Genomic DNA, 25885 nt, shown 5'->3' on the forward strand with positions numbered 1-25885 from the left:
GCCGCCAGAATTTTTCAGGACAGATCAGAACCGTTCGATCGTCCGCGAATTGCGCTCACGCTCCACTTCCTTCGGCTTGTACGCGCAATACCCCGGCCGCGGGCCGATTTTCGGGTGGTTGCGGCAGGTGTCCGGGCGCTTGTCATAAATGGTGCACAGGCGGCTCTTACGATCCAGGTAATAACAATCGTTGTTGCTCATGCGCTGCAGCGTGAAGATGCCCGATTTCTGATTGAAACGCTCGACCAGCCCTTCCTTTTGCAGGCGCTTGGCGATGTTCTTCGGCGGGTCGCCCAGCTCGAATTCATCGACGATGCCGATGCGGATCAGGTCCTTGATCTTGACCTCGACCGGCAGGGTGCAGCAGCTGGACATGCACGAACCACACATCGGGGCGGAATACTTGGCCCAGGTATCGAGGCGATCGATCTCGGCGGCGGCGATCAAATTGGGCTTCATCATCGGTTGTTACCAGGCGTGTGCATCAGGGCGCGCGATCATACCGGGACGGGTGGATTTTTGAACAACCTTTCGCCAGATTTTTTCCGTGCCGCGTCGTGCGTGAGGTTATCCGGCACGGCCCCTGCATTGATTCAGACCACACGACAATCCAATGCCGCCTGTCGCGCATTTACCGGAAAAACTGCCGAACCAGAGCCGGCGACGTCTGTCAGACGGTCTAGGCTCAACTATTCCACGCTCGCTCGAGGTCCTATCGATGACTCAAGAACCACTTGTTCGCGAAGCAGAGGTGGCCGCATTTCGCGACGCCGTCTTGACCAAACTCACCTACGCGGTGGGCAAAGACCCGGATCACGCCTTCGACCACGACTGGTTCGAAGCCATTGCACTCGCCGCGCGCGATCACATGGTCGAGCACTGGATGGACCACACCCGGCAGATTTACCGCAAAGGCCAGAAGCGGGTGTATTACCTCTCCCTGGAATTTCTCATCGGCCGCCTGCTCTACGACAGTCTGAGCAACCTTGGCCTGCTGGATGTCGCCCGTGAAGCCCTGACCGAACTGGGCGTCGACCTGGAGCGCATCCGCCTGCTGGAGCCCGACGCGGCCCTGGGTAACGGTGGCCTGGGGCGTCTGGCGGCCTGCTTCATGGAGAGCATGTCGAGCCTGGGCATCGCCGGCCACGGCTACGGCATTCGTTACGAGCACGGTTTGTTCCGCCAGGCGATCGTCGATGGCTGGCAGCAGGAGCAAACCGAGCATTGGCTGGATTTCGGTAACCCGTGGGAATTCGAACGGCCGGAGGTGGTGTACCCGATCGGTTTTGGTGGCAGCGTCGAAACCGTCACCGACGAGAACGGCAAGGCCCGGCAAGTGTGGTCCCCGGCGGAAACCGTGCGGGCCATTGCCTACGACACTCCGGTTGTCGGCTGGCGCGGGGCGAGCGTCAATACCCTGCGCCTGTGGCGTGCCCGGGCCATGGAAGACCTGCACCTGGAACGCTTCAACGCGGGTGACCACCTGGGCGCAGTCGCCGAAGTGGCCCGGGCGGAAAGCATTTCGCGTGTGCTCTATCCGGCGGACAGCACCGAAGCTGGCCAGGAGTTGCGCCTGCGCCAGGAGTATTTCTTCGTCGCCGCATCGCTGCAGGACCTGTTGCGCCGCCATCGCAACATGCACACCTCGGTGCTGACCCTGGGCGATCACGCGTCGATCCAGCTCAACGACACCCACCCCTCGATTGCCGTCGCCGAGCTGATGCGTCAACTGGTCGACGTCTACGACGTCGAATGGGCCGCAGCCTGGGAAGTGACCGTCGCCACGCTGTCGTACACCAACCACACGTTGTTGCCGGAAGCGCTGGAAACCTGGCCGGTCGGTTTGATGGAGCGCATGCTGCCGCGGCACATGCAGATCATTTACCTGATCAACGCCCAGCACATCGACTCGCTGCGCGCCAAGGGCATCCATGATTTCGACGTGCTACGGGCGGTGTCGCTGATCGAGGAAGACAATGGCCGTCGCGTGCGCATGGGTAACCTCGCTTTCCTTGGCTCGCACAGCGTCAATGGCGTGTCCGGCCTGCACACGCAGCTGATGCGCAAGACGGTGTTCTCCGAGTTGCACAAACTCTATCCGGAGCGGATCAACAACAAGACCAACGGGATTACCTTCCGCCGCTGGCTCTACCAGGCCAACCCGGAGCTGACCTCGATGCTGGTCGATGCCCTCGGTCCGGACCTGCTGGATCACCCGGAAGAGCGTTTGCAGGAGCTGGAGCCGTTCGCCGAGAAACCGGCGTTTCGCAAGGCCTTCGCCGAACAGCGCCTGCACAGCAAGAAGGCCCTGGCCTACCTGATCCACGAACGTCTGGGGATCGCGGTCAACCCGGCGGCGATGTTCGATGTGCAGGTCAAGCGGATTCACGAATACAAGCGTCAACTGCTCAACCTGTTGCACACGGTCGCGCTGTACCAGGCCATCCGTGCCGAGCCTGAAATCGACTGGGTGCCACGGGTGAAGATCTTCGCCGGCAAGGCGGCGGCCAGTTATCACCAGGCCAAGCTGATCATCAAGCTGACCAACGACATTGCCCGGGTGGTGAACAACGACCCGACCGTGCGTGGCCTGCTCAAGGTGGTGTTCCTGCCCAACTACAACGTCAGCCTGGCGGAAAGCATCATTCCGGCGGCGGACCTGTCGGAGCAGATTTCCACGGCCGGCTTCGAAGCGTCGGGCACCAGCAACATGAAGTTCGGCCTCAATGGCGCCCTGACCATCGGCACCCTGGACGGCGCCAACGTGGAAATGTGCGAGCTCATCGGCGCCGAACACATGTTCATCTTCGGCCTCAGCGCGCAACAGGTGGAAGCACGCAAGCAGAACCACGAGTTCAATGCGACGCCGGACATCGCCGCGTCCCATCGCCTGGGGGATGTGCTGCAGGCGATTCGCGGCGGTGTGTTTTCGCCGGATGATCCGTCCCGCTACACCGGCCTGATCGATTCGTTGATCGACTTCGACCGCTTCCTGGTCTGCGCCGACTTCGATGCCTATTGGGAAGCGCAGATGCGCGTCGAAGCCCTTTGGCACGATTCCCAGTCGTGGTGGCGCTCGGCCGTGTTGAACACGTCCCGGATGGGCTGGTTCTCGTCGGACCGGACGATTCGCGAGTACGCCACGGACATCTGGAAAGCGCTGGAGTGATTTTTCCGCGGTAATTGCGAGGCAGGCCCGACGGAGATCGGGCCTGACCGATATACTGAGCAGCAGCCTGACCCTGTGGGAGCGGGCTTGCCCACGATAGCGGTGCATCAGTCAACATGGCGTTGTCTGACCGGCCGCTATCGCGGGCAAGCCCGCTCCTACAGTGTTTTCAGATCAGGTGGGTGAGTTGCCGCTTAGGGATATCGACCATGCAATGGATGTTCATGTTGATCGGGCTGGTGCTGGGCTGGGTGCTCGACGAATCGTTCGGCGATGCCCTGCTGGGCGCGCTGCTCGGCTTGGGTGTCGGCCAGGCCATTCGCATCAACCGCCTCGACGCCCAGGCGACGCAGCAGCGCGTGCTGCTGGAGCAGGCGCAGTCGGCCTTGAATGCGGTTCAGCAACGCCTGGCGGTGCTGGAAATCGCCGATGCGCCGGCGCCTGTTGAAGAGCCGCTTGCCAGTGAACCTGCGGTTTCTCCCATATTCACCCTCGACGAAATCGCCGAGCCGGCCCCGACCTCGGCATTGGTCTGGGAGCTTCCGCCCGAGGTCGAAGCGCAGACCATCACCACGGCAGCCCCGCGCCGACCATTGTCCGACGATGCCTGGACAGCGGCCCGCGAGCCCGTCGCGCCCGGTACACCGAATATCATCGAGCGCGCCGTCGCCGGCGCGCGCAACTGGCTGCTGGGCGGCAACACCGTGCTGCGGGTCGGCGTGGTGCTGTTGTTTCTCGGCCTGGCGTTCCTGCTGCGCTACGCCACCGAAGGTCTGGTGGTGCCGCTTGAGCTGCGTTATGCCGGTGTGGCGGCTGCTGCGCTGGCCTTGCTGGCCCTGGGTTGGTGGTTACGCCAGCGCAATCCTCAGTATGCGTTGATGCTCCAGGGCACCGGGATTGCGGTGCTCTACCTGACCGTGTTTGCGGCCATGCGCTTGCACCCGCTGCTGGACCCGACGGCCGCGTTCGGTTTGCTGGTGGCAGTGACGGTGTTCTCGGCGATGCTGGCCATCACCCAGGACTCCCTGGCACTGGCGTGCGCCGCCGCCCTGGGCGGTTTCGCCGCGCCAATCCTGACCTCCAGCGGCGCCGGCAGTCATGTCGCGCTGTTCAGCTATTTCGCCCTGCTCAATGCCGGCATCCTGGCCATTGCCTGGTTCAAGGCCTGGCGGCTGCTCAACGTGATCGGCTTCGTCGGCACCTTTGGTGTCGGCCTCACCTGGGGGCTGCGCTCCTACACACAGGAACTGTTGTGGAGCACCGAGCCGTTCCTGATCCTGTTTTTCCTCATGTACCTGACCATCGGGCTGCTGTTCGCCCGGCGCAAACTTCAGGAACTGGGCGATGCCCCCGAGGCCGAGGATCGCCAGGCACTGTTGCGCTGGTCGGCGCGCAAGGGTGACTACGTCGACGGTACGCTGCTGTTCGGCCCGCCGCTGGTGGGGTTCGGTCTGCAGTTCGCGCTGGTCCAGCACCTGGCGTTCGCCGCGGCGTTCAGTGCCCTGGCGCTGGGCATCCTCTACATGGTCCTGGCTCGCGTGTTGTTCACCGCGCGCACGTTGCTGCTGGCGGAGACCTGCCTCGCCCTGGGCGTGATCTTCACCAGCCTGGCGATTCCTCTGGGGCTCGATGCGCGCTGGACGACCTCCGCCTGGGCCGTGGAGGGCGCCGGTATCTTCTGGCTCGGCCTGCGGCAGAATCGACCGCTGGCTCGAGCTTTCGCCCTGTTGCTGCAATTGGGCTCGGCGCTGATGTTTATCGGCGAGTTGCGAGCGGGCGACAGCAGTCTGATCGCCGGGGCGCCGCTGGGGGCGTTACTGCTCGGTGTGGCCTTGCTGTTCAGTTTCCATCAATTGCACAAGGCCTTGCCCGGCCAGGCTTCGAAATGGGAGCTACGGGGTAAGCCAGTGCTGGCCGGCCTTGGCCTGACCTTCCTCTATCTGCTGGCGCCGCTGTTCTTGCTGATTCATGGCACTGCGATTGGGTGGGGGCTGGCCGGTGTGGTGACCTTGTTTGCGGGCCTGCGCCTGCAATCGCGGACGTTTCTGTTCTGCGGATTTGCCGTGCAGTTGCTCGGCGGTGCGTTGTTCGTGGTCGCCGGTTCGGACTTCCTGGCGTCGCTGGCCAGCGAAGGGCTGCGGCCGCTGGCCCATGAGCGGTTCTGGACACCCTGGCTGTTGAGCCTGGCGGCCGGGGTCGGGGCCTGGCGCTTGCAGCAGGAGCGTCCTGTCGCGGTCTTGAATCAGCGTCTGTCCGCTGTGTTGTTGCTGTGGGGCGCGGCTGGCTGGCCGCTGGCGTGGGGCAGTGAAGTGTTGCGTTTTGCCCCGGCGAACCTGCAAGCGACCTTGTTGCTGGCCGTGGCGGCGCTGAGTGTCGCCCTGTGGGCGGTGTTGGCGTTGCGCCTGGCATGGCCGGCACTGGGCTTGCTCGGCACGCTGCTGACACCGGTGGCGGGCCTGATCCTGTTCGCCGCGTGGCATTCGCGATATCACCCGGCGGCCGAATTTGGCTGGCTGGCCTGGACGGCGGTGTTCGTGGTGCATTTCATTTCGTTGCGGCGGCTGGCGCCGATGTTGCCGGCTCGGGCGCTGAGCATTGCTCACGTGCTGGGCGTCTGGCTGTTGATTGGCGTGCTGGCGCTGGAGCTGCGTTTCGGCTTGTTGCTGCTGGCCGAGCAGTACAACGCCTGGCGCTGGTTGGGTTGGGCGATCCTGCCGAGCCTGTACCTGGTGCTGATGGCCAGTCCTCGTCACTGGCCGTGGCCAGTCTGCGCCTATCCTCGCGAATACCGCCTGTACGCTGCGGCACCGCTGGCATTGCTGATGCTCGGCTGGTTCTGGCTGGCCAACAGCTTCAGCAGTGGCGCTGCCGAGCCTTTGCCTTATGTGCCGCTGCTCAACCCGCTGGAGTTGGGCCTGCTGTTTGCGTTGTTCGGGGTGTATGTCTGGGCGCGCAGTGCCGCGCCGCAACTGGCGTTGCGCAAGGATTACGTCGAGCGCGGCACGCAACTGATCGCCGGTGTTTCGCTGTTCGCGTTTTTCACCGCACTGGTGAACCGCACGGCGCACCATTGGGGTGGCGTGCCGTTCGAGTTGGACGCGCTGCTCGCCTCGATGCAGGTGCAGGCCGGCCTGTCCATCGTCTGGACCTTGATGGCCCTGAGCCTGATGATCGGCGGACATCTGCGCGTCCGTCGCGAAGTCTGGCTGATGGGCGCAGCGTTGATCGGCGTGGTGGTCGCCAAACTGTTCTTTGTCGAACTGAGCAACCGTGGCGGCCTCGCCCGGATCGTCTCGTTCATCGGGGTCGGGGTGCTGCTGTTGGTGGTGGGCTATTTCGCCCCATTGCCGCCCAAGCGTGCCGGCGTTGTGCGTGATGGCGCAGCCGACGCCGAAAACCCGGGCCCGCAAACCGAAGGAGTGTCGTCTTGAGTCAGAAGTTGAACCGGGTCTGGTTGGGCGCCGTTGCCCTGGCTGTCGCGTTGTCGATCAACGCGCAGGAACAACCCGCAGACTTTGCCACGCACGTGCCGTTGAACCTCAGCGGCGAGGGTCCCTGGTATCGCCTCGAATTGCCCTTGGCGGTGCAATTGAAGGCGCAACAGAGCGACCTGAGCGACGTACGGGTGTTCAATGCGGCGGGCGAGGTCCAGGCCTACGCGCTGGCGCGGGAAAGTGCGCAGGTCAGTGAGGCGCGCGAGCTGACCGACGTGAAGTGGTTTCCGCTGTACAACGCCGCCGACGACAACGAGCGCGCGCCGAGCGTGCGGGTGCAATCGAACGCCAATGGCGCCTTGGTGGAAGTGCAGCCATCGAGCCAGCTGGAAGCCGGTGAAGAGGTGCTGCGCGGCTGGCTGCTCGACGCCAGTGCGATCAACGCGCCGTTGCAGCAACTGATCATCGACTGGACCAGCGAGCGCGATGGCTTTCAGCGTTTCAGCATCGAGGCCAGCGATGACTTGCAGCATTGGCAGGCGTGGGGCGACGGACAGGTGGCGCGCCTGACTTTTGCCGACGAGCGGGTCGAACAGCACGAAGTGGGCTTGCCGGGGCAGTCGGCGCGCTACCTGCGCCTGCTGTGGAGCACGCCGAATTCGGCGCCGACGCTGACCTCGGCGCAATTGCAAAGCGCCACCGCGCGCAGCGTGCCGCTGCCGTTGGTGTGGTCGCAAGCGCTGGCGGGCACCCGCGAAAAGGCCGGGGAGTACAGCTGGCAGTTGCCGGCCGGGGTGAATGTCGAGCGCCTGCAGGTTGAGCTCGATCAGCCCAACAGCCTGGCGCCGGCGATCCTGTACGGACGGCTGGACAGTCGCCAGCCTTGGCAGGTGTTGAGCAGCGGCTTGCTCTATCGCCTGACCCAGGGCGGTCAGGAGGTGCTGCAGGACGAGCTGCAAGTGCCCGGGCGAACCGTGCAGCAGTTGAAGCTGACCGTGGACGAGCGCGGCGGTGGTCTGGGGGAGCGGGCGCCCAGCGTGAAATTTGCGGTGCGCGCCACGCAGTTGGTGTTCCTGGCGCGAGGCGAGGGGCCTTACCGGTTGGTTTTGGGCAATGCGACGGTGAAGACGGCGAACCTGCCGTTGACCACGCTGATTCCGGATTACAGCGCGGCCCGGTGGGCGGCATTGGGGCGGGCCACCGTGGATGGCGAAACGACGACCGCGCCGGTATCCACGGCAGTCGGGGCGGCGACGACGGACACCGACTGGAAGAAAATCGGCTTGTGGGCGGTATTGCTGCTCAGCGTGCTGTTCCTGGCGGTGATGGCGTTCAGTTTGCTGCGCAAGCCGCCGGCCAATTCCTGAGGGTGGCTGGCGCTGCGCGCCATTCGCGGGCAAGCCCGCTCCCACAAATTCGGCGTAGATTCTGTGGGAGCGGGCTTGCCCGCGAAGGCGGCTTTCCAGGCAAAGAAAATCATGTCAGTCGCCTCGGTCTGCGGCCCACATCCGCTGTGTTTCGAACTACGCTGAACCCCGTGCATGAACTCTCTTTGGCGGATCACGTCTGATAGGAGGAAATGCGCCTCGACTCGCGCTAAACTGCGCGGGTTTTTAGCCCCCCATTCCACCGGAGCCGTCCATGTCCCGCGTTACCCTGAGTCGCTATTTGATTGAGCAGACCCGCAGCAACAACACCCCTGCCGATCTGCGCTTCCTGATCGAAGTGGTGGCGCGTGCCTGCAAGGAGATCAGCCACGCCGTGTCCAAGGGCGCCCTGGGCGGTGTTCTGGGCAGCATGGGCACTGAAAACGTCCAAGGTGAAGTGCAGAAGAAACTCGACGTGATCTCCAACGAGATCCTGCTCGAGGCCAACGAATGGGGCGGTCACCTGGCCGGCATGGCCTCCGAGGAAATGGACAACGCCTACCAGATTCCGGGCAAGTACCCGAAAGGCGCGTACCTGCTGGTGTTCGACCCACTGGACGGCTCGTCGAACATCGACATCAACGCGCCGGTCGGCACCATCTTCTCGGTGCTGCGTTGCCCAAGCGAATACCTGAGCCAGAACGAAGCCCTGAACGAAAAGGCTTTCCTGCAGCCAGGCACTCAGCAAGTGGCCGCCGGTTACGCCATCTACGGCCCACAGACCATGCTGGTGCTGACCCTGGGCGACGGCGTCAAGGGCTTCACCCTGGACCGTGAAATGGGCAGCTTCGTGCTGACTCACGAAGACATCAAGATCCCGGAATCCACCCAGGAGTTCGCGATCAACATGTCCAACCAGCGTCACTGGGAAGCCCCGGTACAACGCTATGTGGGCGAATTGCTGGCCGGTGAAGAAGGTCCGCTGAAAAAGAACTACAACATGCGCTGGGTTGCCGCGATGGTGGCAGACGTACACCGCATCCTGACCCGTGGCGGTCTGTTCATGTACCCGCGCGACAGCCGCGAGCCGTCGAAACCGGGCAAACTGCGCCTGATGTACGAAGCCAACCCGATGTCGTTCCTGGTCGAGCAGGCCGGTGGCGCCTCCACCAACGGCCATCAGCGCATCCTCGACATTCAGCCTGAAGGTCTGCACCAGCGTTGCGCGGTGTTCCTGGGTTCGAAAGAAGAAGTGGCACGCGCCACGGCCTACCACCAGGAGTAAGCCATGACCGCGCCCTGGCAGCCGTTGCTCGATTGGTGGTTCGGACACGCCGAATCACCGGACGAGATTGCGGCTGACAAGGGCAAGTTGTGGTTCGGCAAGAAAGACAGCCAAGACCTCGAGGCGCGAGAGCGTTTCGGGGTCTTTGTCGATCAGGCCCTGGCCGGCGGATTGACCGAGTGGACGCAACGTCCCGAAGGTTGGCTGGCGCTGGTGCTGTTGCTCGATCAACTGCCGCGAATGATCTTTCGCGATTCCCCCAAAGCTTTTTCCGGTGATCTGCGCGCGCAGAAACTCGTCGCGCAAGGCATTGCCGCCGACTTCGACCGGCAATTGAAGCCGATCCAGCGGGTGTTCATTTATCTGGTGTTCGAACACTGCGAAAACCTCGCGGTGCAGAACGAAGCCGTTTCGCGGTTTATCGATCTGGTGGCAGAACAGCCGGAAGGCGAGCGAGCGGTGTTTGCCGACAATCTGGACTATGCCGAACGGCATCGCAAAGTGATTGCGCGGTTTGGCCGGTTTCCGCATCGCAATGCGGTGTTGGGGCGGGAGTCGACGGCGGAAGAACTTGAGTTCCTCGCCGGGCCAGGTTCCCGATTCTAAACTTGCGTTAAGGCTGCTGCCGCCTTCGCGAGCAAGCCCGCTCCCACAGTGCCTTGGTGGAACACACATTGTGTTAACACCGAAGATCCCTGTGGGACCGGGCTTGCTCGCGAAGAGGCCAGTGGCCGCGCCTCAGATCCTGAAGCTACCCACCAGATGCTTCAACCGCACCGCCTGCTGCTCCAGATCCGCGCATGCCCGCAGGGTCGCCTGCAGGTTTTCCACACCTTCCTGGTTCAGCGTGTTGATCTCGTTGATGTCGACGTTGATCGATTCCACCACGGCGGTCTGCTCTTCGGTCGCGGTGGCGACTGACTGGTTCATGCCGTCGATTTCGCCGATGCGCTGGGTCACGCTGCCCAGGCGTTCGCCGGCCTGGTTGGCGATGCCGACGCTGCTTTCGCTCTGGCGCTGGCTGTCGGTCATGGTGGTCACGGCTTCGCGGGCGCCGACTTGCAGTTCCTCGATCATCTTCTGCACTTGCTGCGCCGAATCCTGGGTGCGGTGCGCGAGGTTGCGCACTTCGTCGGCCACCACGGCGAAACCGCGTCCGGCCTCACCGGCACGGGCGGCTTCGATGGCGGCGTTGAGCGCCAACAGGTTGGTCTGCTGGGAGATGCTGGTGATCACTTCGAGGATCTGCCCGATGTTGACCGTGTTGCTGTTGAGCGTTTCGATGTTGCCGCAGGAATCGCTGATTTTCGCCGACAGTTGATGCATGGCGGTGATGGTTCTATCCACCGTCTGCTGACCGTCTTCGGCCAGGGCGCGGGCATCGCTGGAGTGCTGCGAGGCGAGGGCGGCGTTCTGGGCAATTTCCTGGGCGGCGGCGCCGAGCTGGTTGATGGCCGCAGCGACGCTGCTGGTGCGCGAGGCCTGCTGGTCGGAGTTGAATATCGACGAGTTGGAGGCCGCCACCACGCGCAGCGCGACTTCGTTGACCTGGCCGGTGGCCGAGGACACTTCGCGGATCGAGGTGTGGATACGTTCGACGAATCGGTTGAACGACAGCCCCAGTGCGCCGAATTCGTCATGGCCGTGGATCGTCAGGCGCTTGGTCAGGTCGCCTTCGCCTTCAGCGATGTCATGCATGGCGCGGCCCATGGTCAGCAGCGGCTGCATCAGGAAGCTGATCAGCAGGCCCAGCAAGGTGATGATGATCACCACCGCAATCACCATGGCGACGATCGCCGAGGTGCGGAACTCGCTGAGCATGGCGAACGCCGTGTCCTGGTCCAGTACCAGCGCCACGTACCAGTCGGCCGAGGGCACGCCGTTGACGTGGGTGAAGGAGATGAACTGGCGCTTGCCATCGATTTCCACCTCTTTCATGCCCGGGCTGACTTTCGGCGTGTCGTTGGGGTAAGCCTCGGCCAGGCTCTTGAGCACCAGTTTGCTATCGGGGTGAATCAGGATTTTGCCGTCGGCGCCGACGATGAAGGCATGACCGTGGCCGCCGAAGTTCAGCGAGTTGATGATCGCGCTGACGCTCGAGAGGTCGATGTCGGCCCCGGCGACACCGATCATCTGGCCCTGACGCTGCACCGGGGTGGCGATGGTGATCACCAGCTTGCCGGACGAGGCGGCGATGTAGGGTTCGGTGACGATGGTCTGTTGCGCACCGTTGGCCGCCTTGTACCAGCCACGGGCGCGCGGATCGTAATCCGCAGCGCGGTTACCCGCCGGGACCGAGAACATCACGCCATCGGTGCCGCCGAAGTAGCTCAGTTGAAAATTACCGGTGTAGGCGGGCAGGTCGATCACCCGTTTCAGGCTGCTCAGGGCGCTGCCATCGGCCGAAATCTGCTGCGACATCGATTGCAGCAGATGAATGCGGCTTTCCAGCCAGGTCTGGATGTTGCTGGTGGTCAGACTGCCGAGTTCCTGCATCGATGATTCGGTGCTGCTGCGCAGGGTCTGGCGCTGTTGGTAGTCGTTGAACAGGATGAAGCAGGCAAATGCAACGGCCACCACGAGGGCGGCAGCCAACAAGATTTTGTGGCTGAACTTCATGTTTCTGGTCATTAAATGAACTACCGCAAAAGAGCTAGTCAAGAAGGGCGCCAATTTGCCATAACAGAGGGCTTTGCGCTGCTTTTTTGTCGACTGGGCGGCGCCAAAGATTAGGCGCATTTGGCCAAAGCCGACGAAATGCATAACAGCGCAGGAAAGTGGCTGATTTTTCGGCAAAAGGCAGACGAGCGGCCCAACAAATAGGCGGCCGGTCGGGGAACCCGGAGGGGGTTTTTACTTCTAAGCTTCTGCTTGGCAGTTTGCCATTCCCCCTTCGCTCCAGGAGTTTCACCATGTCGCTGCGATCCGTCGCCCTGCTTTCGTTCTGCGTGTTGTTGGTCGCCTGCGGCAAGGTCAATCAGGAAAACTATTCCAAGCTCTCGGCCGGTATGTCCAAGGCCGAGGTCGAGGCTTTGCTGGGCAAGGCTGCCGATTGCTCTGGTGCGCTCGGCATGTCCAGTTGCACCTGGGGCGACAAGAACAGCTTTATCAGCGTGCAGTACGCCGGTGACAAAGTGATGATGTTTTCTGGCCAAGGCCTGAAGTAATCCGGGGCGTCATGCCCACGGGAGAAAAACAATGAAGCAGTTACTGATCCTCCTTTTGGCCGGCCTGGTTTTGGCCGGCTGTGCGACTACCGGCGAAGATCCGTTGGCGCCGAAAACCGTCAACAGCGTCAACCTGAAGAAGTATCAAGGGACCTGGTATGAGTTGGCGCGCCTGCCGATGTATTTTCAGCGCAACTGTGCGCAATCTGAAGCGCATTACACCCTCAAGCCCGACGGCAACATCCTGGTGCTCAATCGCTGCCTGACGGCGGATTGGCAATGGGAGGAGGCCAAGGGCACGGCTTATCCGCAGGTGCCGGGCAAAACCGACAAGTTGTGGGTCGAGTTCGATAACTGGTTTTCCCGGCTGCTGCCGGGTGTAGCGAAGGGCGAGTATTGGGTGTTGTTCGTCAGCGACGACTACAAGACCGCCATCGTCGGTGATCCGAGCCGCCGCTATCTGTGGCTGCTGTCGCGAACCCCGACCGTCAACGGGGTGGTGCGCGAAGAGCTGCTGAGCAAGGCGCGTCAGCAGGGTTACGACACCACGCGCTTGATCTGGCGGGCGACGGATACGCAGATGGCCAAGACGTCGAACTAGCGTTCAGCGAATACTCAATGTGGGAGCGGGCTTGCTCGCGAAGAGGTCGTATCAGGCGACGGAGAAATCGACTGACAGACCGCCTTGGCCAGCAGGCCCGCTCCCACATCGGGATTTGGGTCAGCCCAGGAGATCGCGCAGGACCTGAGTGAAAGCGCGAGCGCTCTCCTCTTCGCCTGCATGTCGTCCATCGCGCACCACCCACTGGCCATTGACCAGCACATCGCGCACCTGGCGATCGCCGCCGGCGAATAACCAGCGGTTCAGGATCCCGTCGCCACTGGCCGTCGCCAGGTAGGGGTCGTTGCCATCGAGTACCAGCCAGTCCGCCCGCTTGCCCACTTCCAGGGCGCCAATCGGCTGCCCCAGCGCCTCGGTGCCGCCGTCCAGCGCCGCGTCGTAGAGCGTACGGCCAACCATCGGTTGCTCTGCGCCGTACAAGCGGTTGCGCCGTTGATCGCGCAGGCGTTGGCCATATTCCAGCCAGCGCAACTCCTCCACCACGCTCAACGAGACATGACTGTCGGAGCCGATGCCCATGCGCCCGCCCTGGGCGAGGAAGTCCACTGCCGGGAATATCCCGTCGCCGAGGTTGGCCTCGGTGGTCAGGCACAGGCCGGCGATGGCGCGACTCTTGGCCATCAACGAGACTTCTTCAGGGTTGGCGTGGGTCGCATGCACCAGGCACCAGCGCTGATCGACCTCGACATTTTCGTAGAGCCATTGCAGCGGACGGCGGCCGCTCCAGCTCAGGCAGTCGTCGACTTCCTTCTGCTGTTCGGCGATGTGAATGTGCACCGGACATTGCTTGTCGCTGGCGGCCAGGACTTCGCTGATCTGCTGCGGGGTGACTGCGCGCAACGAGTGGAAGCACAGGCCCAGCGACTGGGCTTTCTGTTGGGCCAGCAGTGGCTGCAGGCGTGCTTGCAACTTCAGGTAATTTTCGGTGCTGTTGATGAAACGGCGTTGGCCGTCGTTGGGTGTCTGGCCACCAAAACCCGAGTGGCTGTAGAGCACCGGCAGCAAGGTCAGGCCGATCCCGGCGTCGCTCGCGGCGTGGCTGATGCGCAGTGCCAGTTCGGCCGGGTCGGCGTAGGGTTGGCCACTGGTGTCGTGGTGCACGTAATGAAATTCGGCGACCGAGGTGTAACCGGCCTTGAGCATTTCGATGTACAGCTGGCGGGCAATCACCCCGAGTTGCTCCGGGCTGATTTTTCCGACGAGACGATACATCAGGTCGCGCCAGGTCCAGAAACTGTCGTTCGGATTACCCGCCACTTCCGCCAGACCGGCCATGGCGCGCTGGAACGCGTGGGAGTGCAGGTTCGGCATCCCCGGCAGCAACGGGCCGCTTAGCCGCTCGGCGCCATCTGCATGGGAATCGGCCTGGATATGGGTCAGGACGCCGTCGGCGCTGACCTCAAGACGTACATTGTTGGCCCATCCACTAGGCAGCAGCGCGCGTTCGGCAAAGAAGGCGGACATGGTTCAGCACCCCATCGTGTGTTATTTGTATATACATATACAGACGTTTGCCTGCCCGGTAAACTCCGGCAAGCTAGCAACCTTTACTAAATGAACAGGGATTAACCGTGCCGACTCCGCCTGCAGTCTCACCGTTGGCCGCGAACATGGGCGACAGTCCGGCGCCCTTGTACGCTCGCGTCAAACAAATGATCACCCAGCAGATCGACAGTGGAAACTGGCCGCCGCACTACCGTGTGCCGTCGGAAAGCGAGCTGGTCAGCCAGCTCGGTTTCAGCCGCATGACGATCAACCGCGCGTTGCGCGAGATGACCGCCGACGGCCTGTTGGTGCGCATGCAGGGCGTCGGCACCTTCGTCGCCGAGCCGAAAAGCCAGTCCGCCCTGTTTGAAGTGCACAACATCGCCGATGAAATCGCCTCCCGTGGCCATCGTCACACCTGCACGGTCATCACCCTCGAAGAAGAGGCGGCCGGTTCCGAACGTGCCCTGGCGCTGGACATGCGTGAAGGGCAGAAGGTCTTTCACTCGCTGATCGTGCATTACGAGAACGATATTGCGGTACAAATCGAGGACCGTTTCGTCAACGCACTGGTGGCCCCGGATTACCTCAAGCAGGATTTCACCCTGCAAACCCCGTACGCCTACCTGAACCAGGTCGCGCCGCTGACCGAAGGCGAGCACGTGGTCGAAGCGATCCTGGCCGAGGCGTCGGAGTGCAAGTTGTTGCAGATCGAAAAGGGCGAACCGTGCCTGCTCATTCGTCGGCGGACCTGGTCGGGGCGCCAGCCGGTGACCGCCGCCCGGTTGATTCACCCTGGTTCCCGTCATCGTCTGGAAGGTCGGTTTCATAAATGAGTGATTTGAAGGTTCTACGCGCCAAAGACTACCCGCGCATGCCCTGGAAAAACGGCGGCGGCAGCACTGAAGAAATCACCCGCGACACCGGCACCGGCCTGGACGGCTTCGGCTGGCGCCTGTCGATCGCCGACATTGCCGAGTCGGGCGGTTTTTCCACCTTCGCCGGTTACGAACGGATCATCACCGTGCTGCAAGGCGATGGCATGACCCTGTCGGTGGAGGGTCAGGTCACGCGCCCGCTGTTACCCATCGATCCGTTTGCCTTCAGTGGCGAGAGCCGCGTGTCCTGCACATTGCTGGGTGGACCGATCCGCGACTTCAACCTGATCTATGCGCCAAAGCGTTACCGCTCGCGGTTGCAGTGGCTGGATGGCGAGCAGCGGTTTTTCAGCGAGGCAGGGACTGTGTTGGTGTTCAGTGTCAGCGATGCGCTGGAGGTGAAGGTCGGTCATGACGCTCACCTGTTGGGTCGTCATGACTGCCTGCAAATCGGCGGTAACTACGGCTTGCTGGAAATCTCCAGCAATGGCGCCTGCTGCGTGATCGAGCTGACGGCACGCTGAAATTCGCGGTCTAAACTACGCTTTCCCCCCCTTGTCGGAGCGAGCATGCTCGCGATGGAGGACCAGGCACCGCGCGGTGTCAGGTCGCCAGCGTCATCGTTGACGACCATCGCGAGCATGCTCGCTTCTACGTTTCCTTGTGCGCACCACTTTGTTACCGAACGCCCCATTGCGGCGCAAAAACCGCTCCCGTAACAAACCCCACCGCCTGCATAAATGCCCCCCTGAAAATTTCATCAACGCCAGAACCCTTGATGCAGGCGCTCTCCAGCTGTTTCCAGATTTTTCTTGAATGCGCACCCAATAAGTTGGCCGCTTGATTGCATATGCTTGTATGTACAAGTAAAGACGTATGCGTATGAGTCGCGCAGACTCAACCATCGTCCACTGATTCGCTGGTGTGCCCAGAGGCCCATTGGCTTGCTCGCCCACTGCCTGGGTTGGTTTGGATTGATTGCTGAGGAGTTCTTTTCGTGACTGAGCCTACAAAATTTCGTGACGTTGAAATCCGTGCTGCCCGCGGTAACAAGCTGACCGCCAAGAGCTGGCTGACTGAAGCGCCGCTGCGCATGTTGATGAACAACCTCGACCCGCAAGTCGCCGAGAACCCGAAGGAGCTGGTGGTCTATGGTGGTATTGGTCGCGCGGCGCGTAACTGGGAGTGCTACGACAAGATCGTCGAAAGCCTGACCAACCTCAATGACGACGAGACCCTGCTGGTGCAATCCGGCAAGCCGGTCGGCGTGTTCAAGACCCACAGCAACGCCCCGCGCGTACTGATCGCCAACTCCAACCTGGTGCCACACTGGGCCACCTGGGAGCACTTCAACGAGCTCGATGCCAAGGGCCTGGCCATGTACGGCCAGATGACCGCCGGCAGCTGGATCTACATCGGTAGCCAGGGCATCGTCCAGGGCACCTACGAAACCTTCGTCGAAGCCGGTCGCCAGCACTACAACGACAACCTCACCGGCAAGTGGGTCCTGACCGCTGGCCTGGGCGGCATGGGCGGTGCCCAACCGCTGGCCGCGACCCTGGCCGGTGCCTGCTCGCTGAACATCGAATGCCAGCAGATCAGCATCGATTTCCGCCTGAAAACCCGCTACGTCGACGAGCAGGCCAAAGACCTCGACGACGCACTGGCCCGCATCGCCAAGTACACCGCCGAAGGCAAGGCCATCTCCATCGCCCTGTGCGGCAACGCCGCTGAAATTCTTCCGGAACTGGTCAAGCGTGGCGTGCGCCCGGACATGGTCACCGACCAGACCAGCGCTCACGACCCGCTCAACGGTTACCTGCCTGCCGGCTGGACCTGGGACGAGTACCGCGCTCGTGCCAAGACCGAGCCAGCCGCTGTGGTCAAGGCCGCCAAGCAATCGATGGCCGTGCACGTCAAGGCCATGCTGGACTTCCAGAAAATGGGCGTGCCGACTTTCGACTACGGCAACAACATCCGTCAGATGGCGCAGGAAGAAGGCGTGGAGAACGCTTTCGACTTCCCGGGCTTTGTACCGGCCTACATCCGTCCGCTGTTCTGCCGTGGCATCGGCCCGTTCCGTTGGGCTGCACTGTCTGGCGATCCGCAGGACATCTACAAAACCGACGCCAAGGTCAAGGAACTGATCCCGGACGACGCGCACCTGCACAACTGGCTGGACATGGCGCGCGAGCGCATCAGCTTCCAGGGTCTGCCGGCACGTATCTGCTGGGTCGGCCTGGGCCTGCGCGCCAAGCTGGGCCTGGCGTTCAACGAAATGGTGCGCAGCGGTGAGCTGTCAGCGCCGGTCGTCATCGGTCGCGACCACCTGGACTCCGGCTCGGTATCGAGCCCGAACCGCGAAACGGAATCGATGCAGGACGGTTCCGACGCCGTGTCCGACTGGCCGCTGCTCAACGCCCTGCTCAACACCGCGAGCGGAGCGACCTGGGTCTCCCTGCATCACGGCGGCGGCGTCGGCATGGGCTTCTCCCAGCATTCGGGCATGGTGATTGTCTGCGACGGTACGGACGAAGCGGCCGAGCGTATCGCTCGCGTCCTGCACAACGACCCGGCGACCGGTGTCATGCGTCACGCCGATGCCGGTTACCAGATCGCCATCGACTGCGCCAAGGAGCAGGGGCTGAACCTGCCGATGATTACCGGCAAGTAAACGCAAGCCGCTTCCCTGTAGGAGCGAGCTTGCTCGCGATGAGGCCAGCGCATTCAACATCATTGTTGATTGAGAGACCGCAATCGCGAGCAAGCTCGCTCGTGCAGAAGGCGAAAGCCGGACACTATCCCGAACAATCCACAGAGGTTGAACCATGGCTGCTAACAACGAGCGTGCTGGCAACAAACCGTTGATCGAGAAGCGCTCGATCGACTACATCCCGGAAGCGGAAAGACACGGTCGTCTGATCAGCCAGTTCACCCTGTGGATGGGTGCCAACCTGCAAATCACCGCGATTGTCACCGGGGCGTTGGCCGTGGTGCTCGGCGGCGATGTGTTCTGGTCGTTGATCGGTTTGTTGATCGGTCAACTGCTGGGCGGTGGGGTCATGGCGTTGCACGCGGCGCAGGGGCCCAAGCTGGGCTTGCCGCAGATGATTTCCAGCCGGGTGCAGTTCGGTGTTTATGGCGCGGCCATCCCGATCGTGCTGGTGTGCCTGATGTACCTGGGCTTCACCGCCACCGGTACCGTGCTGTCCGGGCAGGCCCTGGGGCAGTTGTTCGGTGTCAGCGACACCGTCGGCATCCTGATCTTCGCCAGTGTCATCGTGCTGGTGACGGTGCTCGGTTACCGGGTGATCCACTGGATCGGCCGTGTCGCCAGCATCATCGGCGTGATTGCCTTCGTGTATCTGTTCAGTCGCCTGATGAGCCAGACGGACGTCGGAGCGTTGATGGAGATTCGTCACTTCAGCTGGAGCAGCTTCCTGCTGGCCGTGTCGCTCGCGGCGTCCTGGCAGATCGCTTTCGGCCCTTATGTGGCGGACTACTCGCGTTATCTGCCAAGCAACACTTCCTCGGTGAAGACCTTCTTTGCCGCCGGTGCCGGTTCGGTGATCGGAGCGCAGGTGGCGATGATCCTCGGTGTGTTTGCGGCGGCTTCGGCCAACGGTCAGTACGCCGGTCATGAAGTGGCTTACATCGTCGGTTTTGCTGGCAGTGGTGCCACCGCTGCGCTGCTGTACTTCAGCATCGCCTTCGGCAAGGTGACCATCTCTACGCTCAACTCGTACGGCAGCTTCATGTGCATTGCGACCATCATCAGCGGCTTTCGTGGAAACCTTCAGGTATCGCGCCTGCAGCGTCTGGTGTTCGTGCTGTTCATCGTCGGTGCGGCGACCCTGATTGCCTTGCTGGGCCAGCACTCGTTCCTCGGTGCGTTCAAGTCCTTCATCCTGTTCCTGCTGGCGTTCTTCACGCCGTGGAGCGCTATCAACCTGGTGGACTACTACTGTATTACCCGCGAACGCTATGACGTACCGGCGCTGGCGGATCCCAATGGTCGCTACGGCCGCTGGAACATGCTGGGGATCGGTATCTATGTGTTCGGTGTGCTGGTGCAGCTGCCGTTCATCTCCACCAAGTTCTACACCGGCCCACTGGTGGCGGCGCTGGGCGACGTGGATATTTCATGGATCATCGGCCTGGTGCTGCCGGCGGCCCTGTATTACGTGTGTGCGAAAAAATGGCACGGCTCGGTGCCTGATCGACTGATCCTGCCGGTCGAGCAGGACAGCGTTGTACAACCTAAAACAAGCGGAAATGGTCGCGCTGCGGCGCAGGCCTGATTGGACGTGGACAGGGCTGGATGCCTCTTGACTGCCGTAAGCCAATTCATGATTAGGAGCGTCACAACAATGAAATCGAACAAGACCCTGCTGACCACATTGCTTTCCATGGGCCTGCTGGCCAGCGCCGGCGCCACCCAGGCAGCCGGTTGGTGCGAATCGGGCAAACCGGTGAAGTTCGCCGGCCTGAACTGGGAAAGCGGCATGCTGCTGACCGACGTCCTGCAGGTGGTGCTGGAGAAAGGTTATGACTGCAAGACCGACAGCCTGCCGGGTAACTCCATCACCATGGAAAACGCCCTGAGCAGCAACGACATCCAGGTGTTTGCCGAGGAGTGGGTCGGCCGCAGCGAAGTCTGGAACAAGGCCGAGAAGGCCGGCAAGGTGGTGGGCGTCGGAGCACCGATCGTGGGGGCGATCGAAGGCTGGTACGTGCCGCGCTACGTGATCGAAGGCGACGCCAAGCGCAAACTGGAAGCCAAGGCACCGGACCTGAAGAACATTGCCGATCTGGCCAAGTACTCCGCCGTGTTCAAGGATGCCGAAGAGCCGTCCAAGGGCCGTTTCTACAACTGCCCGGCCGGCTGGACCTGTGAACTCGACAACAGTGAAATGCTGAAGAGCTACGGCCTGGAAAACAGCTACACCAACTTCCGCCCAGGCACCGGTCCGGCACTGGATGCCGCCGTACTGTCGAGCTACAAGCGTGGCGAGCCGATCCTGTTCTACTACTGGTCGCCAACGCCGCTGATGGGCCAGGTCGACGTGGTGAAACTCGAAGAAAAACCAGGCGTGGATAAAACCGTGACCATCAAGGTGGGCCTGTCCAAGACCTTCCATGACGAAGCACCGGAACTGGTGGCCGTGCTGGAAAAGGTCAACCTGCCGATCGACCTGCTGAACCAGAACCTGGGCCGCATGGCGAAGGAACGGATCGAGTCGCCAAAACTGGCCAAGCTCTTCCTGAAGGAACATCCTGAAGTCTGGCACGCATGGGTGAGCGAAGACGCAGCGAAGAAAATCGACGCGGCCTTGTAGGTCGAGCTTTCCCGGCTGCCGACAGCGGCAGCCGGACGCTTGATCGCAACCCCTTGATTGAGAGTCTCTTATGTTTCCCGAAAGCTTTACCTTTTCCATCGCCGACTGGGTCAACGGTTGGGTCGATTCGCTGGTCACCAACTACGGCGACGTGTTCCGGCACATTTCCGACACCCTGTTGTGGGCCATCGTCAATCTTGAGGGTTTGCTGCGCGCAGCGCCCTGGTGGCTGATGCTGGCCATCGTCGCCGGCGTGGCCTGGCACGCGACCCGCAAGCTGGTGACCACGGCGGTGATCGTCGGCCTGCTGTTCCTGGTCGGCGCCGTAGGCCTCTGGGACAAGCTGATGCAGACCCTGGCGCTGATGATGGTGGCGACGGTCATTTCGGTGCTGATCGGCGTGCCGCTGGGCATCCTGTCGGCGCGCAGCAATCGCCTGCGTTCAGTGCTGATGCCGTTGCTGGACATCATGCAGACCATGCCGAGCTTCGTGTACCTGATCCCGGTGCTGATGCTGTTCGGCCTCGGCAAGGTCCCGGCGATTTTCGCCACCGTGATCTACGCTGCGCCGCCGCTGATCCGCCTGACCGACCTGGGTATCCGCCAGGTCGACGGGGAAGTGATGGAAGCGATCAACGCTTTCGGTGCCAACCGCTGGCAGCAACTGTTCGGCGTGCAACTGCCGCTGGCCCTGCCAAGCATCATGGCGGGCATCAACCAGACCACCATGATGGCCCTGTCGATGGTGGTGATCGCTTCGATGATCGGTGCCCGTGGCCTGGGTGAAGACGTGTTGGTGGGTATCCAGACCCTGAACGTCGGACGTGGCCTGGAAGCGGGCCTGGCGATCGTGATTCTGGCTGTGGTGATCGACCGCATTACGCAGGCCTATGGTCGGCCACGGCATGAGGTGAGCAAATGAACAACCAAACCGTCAGCAAGATCGAAGTCAAGAACGTCTTCAAGATTTTCGGCAACCGCGCCCAGGAAGCACTGACCCTCGTTGGCCAGGGCAAGACCAAGGACCAGGTGCTGGCCGACACCGGCTGCGTGGTCGGCGTGAACGACCTGTCACTGAGCATCGGCAGTGGCGAGATCTTCGTGATCATGGGCCTGTCGGGTTCCGGAAAGTCGACCCTGGTGCGCCACTTCAACCGTCTGATCGATCCCACCAGCGGCGCGATCCTGGTGGACGGCGTGGACATCCTGCAATACGACATGGACGCCCTGCGCGAATTTCGTCGACGCAAGATCAGCATGGTGTTCCAGAGCTTCGGCCTGCTGCCGCACAAGACCGTGGTCGACAACGTTGCCTACGGACTGAAAGTGCGCGGCGAGAGCAAGCAGATGTGCTCCGAGCGCGCGTTGCACTGGATCAACACCGTGGGCCTCAAGGGCTACGAAAACAAGTACCCGCATCAGTTGTCCGGCGGCATGCGCCAGCGTGTGGGCCTGGCCCGAGCCTTGGCGGCGGACACCGACATCATTCTGATGGACGAGGCCTTCAGCGCCCTCGATCCGCTGATCCGCGCAGAGATGCAGGACCAGTTGCTGGAGCTGCAGAAGACCCTGCACAAGACCATCGTGTTCATCACCCACGACCTCGACGAGGCCGTACGCATCGGCAACCGTATCGCGATCCTCAAGGATGGCCGCCTGATTCAGGTCGGCACGCCGCGCGAGATCCTGCATTCGCCGGCGGATGAGTACGTTGACCGCTTTGTGCAGCGACGGGCGGCGGTGGTTTAAGAATTTGCAGTGCTTTTATTGGCCCCATCGCGAGCAGGCTCGCTCCCACAGGGGGCAGCGTGCGCAGGCCCATTGTGGGAGCGAGCCCGCTCGCGATGGGGCCAGTGAAGCTGCATCAATATTGGCTAGAGGTAAAAGATGTCCCAGGCTGAAAAAATCGTAATCGCCGACGCTCCATTGCGTTGGCAGGATGTGGTTGCGGTCGCCCGTCACGGCGCGCCGCTTGAACTGTCGGCCAAGGCCTGGGCGCGCATCGAGAATGCCCAGGCGATCGTCCAGCGCATCGTCGCCAGCGGCGAACGCGCCTACGGTGTCAACACGGGCCTGGGCGCGCTGTGCAATGTGTCGCTGGCTGATGAACAACTCAGCCAGCTGTCACGCAATACCTTGCTCAGCCATGCCTGTGGCGTCGGCGCCCCGCTGGCCGATGAGCAGACCCGCGCCATCATGTGCGCCGCCATTCGCAATTACAGCCAGGGTAAATCCGGTATTCACCGCCAGGTGGTCGAAGCGCTGCTGGCCTTGCTCAACCGTGGCATCACGCCGCAAGTGCCGTCCCAGGGCTCGGTGGGTTACCTGACCCACATGGCGCACATCGGCATCGCGCTGTTGGGCGTCGGCAATGTCAGCTATCGCGGGCAGATCGTTTCGGCACAGCAGGCCCTGGCCGAAGAGGGATTGCAACCGGTCCAGCTCGGCGCCAAGGACGGCCTGTGCCTGGTCAACGGCACGCCGTGCATGACCGGCCTTGGTTGTCTGGCCATTGCCGACGCCACGCGCCTGCTGCAATGGGCCGATGTGATCGGCGCCATGAGCTTCGAAGCCCAGCGCGGGCAGATCGCCGCATTCGATGCCGAGATCATCGCCCTCAAGCCGCATCCCGGCATGCAGCAGGTCGGGATCAACCTGCGGGCACTGCTCGACGGCAGTGAGGTGATCGCCGCCAGCAAGGGCATCCGCACCCAGGACGCCTTGAGCATCCGTTCGATCCCGCAGGTCCACGGCGCGGCCCGGGATCAACTGGTGCACGCGACTCAACAGATCGAAACCGAACTCAACGGCTGCACCGACAACCCGTTGCTGCTGGGCACCCCGGACAATTTCCGGATCATGTCCCAGGCAAACCCGCACGGTCAGTCGGTGGCGATGGCCGCTGATCTGCTGGCCATCGCCATGGCGGAGATCGGCTCGATCGCCGAGCGACGTCTCGACCGCCTGATCAACCCGCACGTCAGCGGCCTGCCGGCGTTCCTGGTGGCCAACCCGGGGGTGAATTCCGGGATGATGATCGTGCAATACGTCGCCGCTTCGCTGTGTGCGGAAAATCGTCAATTGGCGCAACCGGCCGTGCTCGACAACTACGTCACGTCCGGCCTGCAGGAAGACCATTTGAGCATGGGCACCAATGCCGCGCTGAAGCTGCATCGGGCCCTGGAAAACTGCACGCAGATTCTCGCCATCGAATACCTGCTGGCGGCCCAGGCCTTCGAGTTCCTCAAGGGCCAGCGTTTCGGCGCCGGCACCGATGCGGCCTGGCGGCTGCTGCGCGAACGCGTCCCGGCCTACGACCAGGACCGCTGGCTGGCGCCGGACATCGCTGCCGCGGCGAACGTCCTCAAGGATTCGAATCTGCTGCACGACGCTTTACCGAATTTGCACTGACCACTACCCATACCAGCGTGCCAAGGCGTGGATCGCTCAAAAGGCGAGAAACGACGGATAACGGAATGCTCCGGAGCGACTGGTAGTTAATAACAATGTCCCAAAAGGAGCATTTTAATGACTGCACTGAACCTGATTCCCGGCCAATTGAGCCTGGCTCAACTGCGTGATGTCTATCAGCAACCCGTCACGCTGACCCTCGATCACAGCGCTTCGGCCCAGATCGAAGCCAGCGTCGCCTGCGTGGAACAGATCCTCGCCGAGAACCGCACCGCCTACGGCATCAACACCGGTTTCGGCCTGCTGGCTTCGACCCGTATCGCCAGCGAAGACCTGGAAAACCTGCAGCGCTCGCTGGTGCTGTCCCATGCGGCCGGTGTCGGCCAGCCGATCAGCGACGCGCTGGTGCGCCTGATCATGGTGCTCAAGGTCAACAGCCTGAGCCGTGGTTTCTCCGGTATCCGTCGCGTGGTGATCGACGCCTTGATCGCCCTGATCAACGCCGAGGTCTATCCGCACATTCCGTTGAAAGGTTCGGTAGGCGCGTCCGGCGACCTGGCACCGTTGGCGCACATGTCGCTGGTGCTGCTCGGCGAAGGCAAGGCGCGCTACAAGGGTGAGTGGATGGAGGCTATCGACGCGCTGAAAGTCGCCGGCCTGACCCCGCTGACCCTCGCCGCCAAAGAAGGCCTGGCGCTGCTCAACGGCACCCAGGTGTCCACCGCCTTCGCCTTGCGCGGCTTGTTCGAAGGTGAAGACTTGTTTGCCGGTGCCCTCGCGTTGGGTGGCCTGACCGTTGAAGCCGTCCTCGGTTCGCGCTCGCCATTCGACGCACGCATCCACGCCGCCCGTGGCCAGAAAGGCCAGATCGACGCCGCAGCCGCTTACCGCGACCTGCTCGGCGACCGCAGCGAAATCTCCGACTCCCACGAGAATTGCGAGAAGGTCCAGGACCCGTACTCCCTGCGCTGCCAGCCACAGGTCATGGGCGCCTGCCTGACCCAGTTCCGCCAGGCTGCCGAGGTGCTCGCGGTCGAAGCCAACGCCGTCTCCGACAACCCGTTGGTGTTCGCCGCCGAGGGTGACGTGATTTCCGGCGGCAACTTCCACGCCGAGCCGGTGGCCATGGCCGCCGACAACTTGGCGTTGGCCATCGCGGAAATCGGTTCGCTGAGCGAGCGTCGCATTTCGTTGATGATGGACAAGCACATGTCGCAACTGCCGCCGTTCCTGGTGGCCAATGGCGGGGTGAACTCCGGTTTCATGATCGCCCAGGTGACGGCGGCGGCGCTGGCCAGCGAAAACAAGGCGCTGTCTCATCCGCATTCGGTGGACAGCCTGCCGACGTCGGCCAACCAGGAAGACCACGTGTCCATGGCCCCGGCGGCCGGCAAGCGCCTGTGGGAAATGGCTGAGAACACCCGTGGCATTCTCGCCGTGGAATGGCTGGCGGCGGTGCAAGGCCTGGACCTGCGCAACGGCCTGAAGACCTCGCCAGCGCTGGAAAAGGCCCGCGCCATCCTGCGCAACGAAGTGCCGTTCTACGAAAAGGACCGCTTCTTCGCGCCGGACATCGATGCAGCGAGCGAGTTGTTGGCCTCTGGGTGCTTGAGCGAACTCGTATCGACGAAGCTTTTGCCGAGCCTGTGATGGCCTCTTCGTCGGAACGCCGCCCGGAGCAAGCCCGCTCCCACAGGAGAACGCATTCCAGGGGTGGGAGCGGGCTTG

The 25885-nt window shown here is 62.5% G+C and carries 19 protein-coding genes and 1 pseudogene; 16 read left to right on the forward strand and 4 right to left on the reverse strand.

Annotation, left to right across the window (positions count from 1 at the left end; genetic code table 11):
• Positions 1-24: 24 nt before the first annotated feature.
• A complete protein-coding gene (locus QIW53_RS22105) occupies positions 25-462 on the reverse strand; it encodes a YkgJ family cysteine cluster protein (RefSeq protein WP_201193907.1) in 438 nt (145 codons plus the stop codon).
• Between the two features lie 256 nt (positions 463-718).
• Between QIW53_RS22105 and QIW53_RS22110 the strand changes: the two genes are divergently transcribed.
• The 5 genes from QIW53_RS22110 to QIW53_RS22130 all read left to right on the forward strand — a co-directional run bounded on the left by QIW53_RS22110 (position 719) and on the right by QIW53_RS22130 (position 9861).
• Positions 719-3169, forward strand: coding sequence for a glycogen/starch/alpha-glucan phosphorylase (locus QIW53_RS22110; protein WP_371051714.1), 2451 nt, complete (start codon positions 719-721; stop codon positions 3167-3169).
• A 209-nt stretch (positions 3170-3378) separates the two neighbouring features.
• The gene (locus QIW53_RS22115) at positions 3379-6600 is read left to right on the forward strand and encodes a DUF2339 domain-containing protein (protein WP_371051715.1); all 3222 of its coding nucleotides are present in this window, start codon (positions 3379-3381) and stop codon (positions 6598-6600) included.
• Positions 6597-7970 carry a DUF3999 domain-containing protein gene (locus QIW53_RS22120; protein WP_371051716.1) on the forward strand — a complete coding sequence of 458 codons (1374 nt, stop codon included), beginning with the start codon at positions 6597-6599 and terminating at the stop codon, positions 7968-7970. Before QIW53_RS22115 ends, QIW53_RS22120 begins: the two co-directional genes overlap by 4 nt.
• 274 nt (positions 7971-8244) lie before the next feature.
• A complete protein-coding gene (locus QIW53_RS22125; protein ID WP_192307548.1) occupies positions 8245-9255 on the forward strand; it encodes a class 1 fructose-bisphosphatase in 1011 nt (336 codons plus the stop codon).
• Positions 9256-9258: 3 nt separating this feature from the next.
• Positions 9259-9861, forward strand: a complete 603-nt coding sequence (locus QIW53_RS22130; protein WP_371051717.1) for a DUF924 family protein — start codon at positions 9259-9261, stop codon at positions 9859-9861.
• 132 nt (positions 9862-9993) lie between these two features.
• Here the strand turns inward: QIW53_RS22130 and QIW53_RS22135 are convergent, their stop codons facing one another.
• The gene (locus QIW53_RS22135; protein ID WP_371051752.1) at positions 9994-10824 is read right to left on the reverse strand and encodes a methyl-accepting chemotaxis protein; all 831 of its coding nucleotides are present in this window, start codon (positions 10822-10824) and stop codon (positions 9994-9996) included.
• Between the two features lie 27 nt (positions 10825-10851).
• A pseudogene (locus tag QIW53_RS22140) lies at positions 10852-12018 on the reverse strand (HAMP domain-containing protein); the annotation flags it as partial.
• A 149-nt stretch (positions 12019-12167) separates the two neighbouring features.
• On the opposite strand from QIW53_RS22140, the gene QIW53_RS22145 reads away from it, so the two are divergent.
• Positions 12168-12422 carry a hypothetical protein gene (locus tag QIW53_RS22145; RefSeq protein WP_371051718.1) on the forward strand — a complete coding sequence of 85 codons (255 nt, stop codon included), beginning with the start codon at positions 12168-12170 and terminating at the stop codon, positions 12420-12422.
• Positions 12423-12453: 31 nt separating this feature from the next.
• Entirely contained in the window at positions 12454-13023 is a 570-nt protein-coding gene (locus QIW53_RS22150; protein ID WP_371051719.1) for a lipocalin family protein, read from the forward strand.
• A gap of 120 nt (positions 13024-13143) precedes the next feature.
• Here QIW53_RS22150 and QIW53_RS22155 read toward each other — a convergent pair whose 3' ends face one another.
• Positions 13144-14508 carry a formimidoylglutamate deiminase gene (locus tag QIW53_RS22155; RefSeq protein WP_371051720.1) on the reverse strand — a complete coding sequence of 455 codons (1365 nt, stop codon included), beginning with the start codon at positions 14506-14508 and terminating at the stop codon, positions 13144-13146.
• A gap of 146 nt (positions 14509-14654) precedes the next feature.
• On the opposite strand from QIW53_RS22155, the gene hutC reads away from it, so the two are divergent.
• The 9 genes from hutC (at position 14655) to hutH (QIW53_RS22200) (ending at position 25807) form a co-directional block, all read left to right on the forward strand.
• The gene (hutC, locus tag QIW53_RS22160; RefSeq protein WP_371051753.1) at positions 14655-15365 is read left to right on the forward strand and encodes a histidine utilization repressor; all 711 of its coding nucleotides are present in this window, start codon (positions 14655-14657) and stop codon (positions 15363-15365) included.
• Complete coding sequence (locus tag QIW53_RS22165; RefSeq protein ID WP_371051721.1) at positions 15362-15931, forward strand: HutD/Ves family protein; 570 nt, start codon at positions 15362-15364, stop codon at positions 15929-15931. The genes hutC and QIW53_RS22165 overlap by 4 nt, the downstream gene beginning before the upstream one ends.
• 473 nt (positions 15932-16404) lie before the next feature.
• A complete protein-coding gene (hutU, locus tag QIW53_RS22170; protein WP_371051722.1) occupies positions 16405-18081 on the forward strand; it encodes a urocanate hydratase in 1677 nt (558 codons plus the stop codon).
• 154 nt (positions 18082-18235) lie between these two features.
• Complete coding sequence (locus tag QIW53_RS22175) at positions 18236-19708, forward strand: purine-cytosine permease family protein (protein ID WP_371051723.1); 1473 nt, start codon at positions 18236-18238, stop codon at positions 19706-19708.
• Positions 19709-19777: 69 nt separating this feature from the next.
• Positions 19778-20746, forward strand: a complete 969-nt coding sequence (locus tag QIW53_RS22180; RefSeq protein WP_371051724.1) for an ABC transporter substrate-binding protein — start codon at positions 19778-19780, stop codon at positions 20744-20746.
• Between the two features lie 70 nt (positions 20747-20816).
• On the forward strand, positions 20817-21668 hold the full coding sequence (locus tag QIW53_RS22185; protein ID WP_371051725.1) for an ABC transporter permease: 852 nt from the start codon (positions 20817-20819) through the stop codon (positions 21666-21668).
• A complete protein-coding gene (locus QIW53_RS22190; RefSeq protein WP_371051726.1) occupies positions 21665-22495 on the forward strand; it encodes a quaternary amine ABC transporter ATP-binding protein in 831 nt (276 codons plus the stop codon). The genes QIW53_RS22185 and QIW53_RS22190 overlap by 4 nt, the downstream gene beginning before the upstream one ends.
• A gap of 138 nt (positions 22496-22633) precedes the next feature.
• Positions 22634-24157, forward strand: coding sequence for a histidine ammonia-lyase (gene hutH / locus QIW53_RS22195; protein WP_371051727.1), 1524 nt, complete (start codon positions 22634-22636; stop codon positions 24155-24157).
• A gap of 117 nt (positions 24158-24274) precedes the next feature.
• Complete coding sequence (hutH, locus tag QIW53_RS22200) at positions 24275-25807, forward strand: histidine ammonia-lyase (protein WP_371051728.1); 1533 nt, start codon at positions 24275-24277, stop codon at positions 25805-25807.
• Positions 25808-25885 lie beyond the last annotated feature (78 nt).

Origin of the sequence: Pseudomonas fluorescens (genome assembly GCF_041354075.1) — a bacterium.
Taxonomy (GTDB): domain Bacteria; phylum Pseudomonadota; class Gammaproteobacteria; order Pseudomonadales; family Pseudomonadaceae; genus Aquipseudomonas; species Aquipseudomonas fluorescens_CE.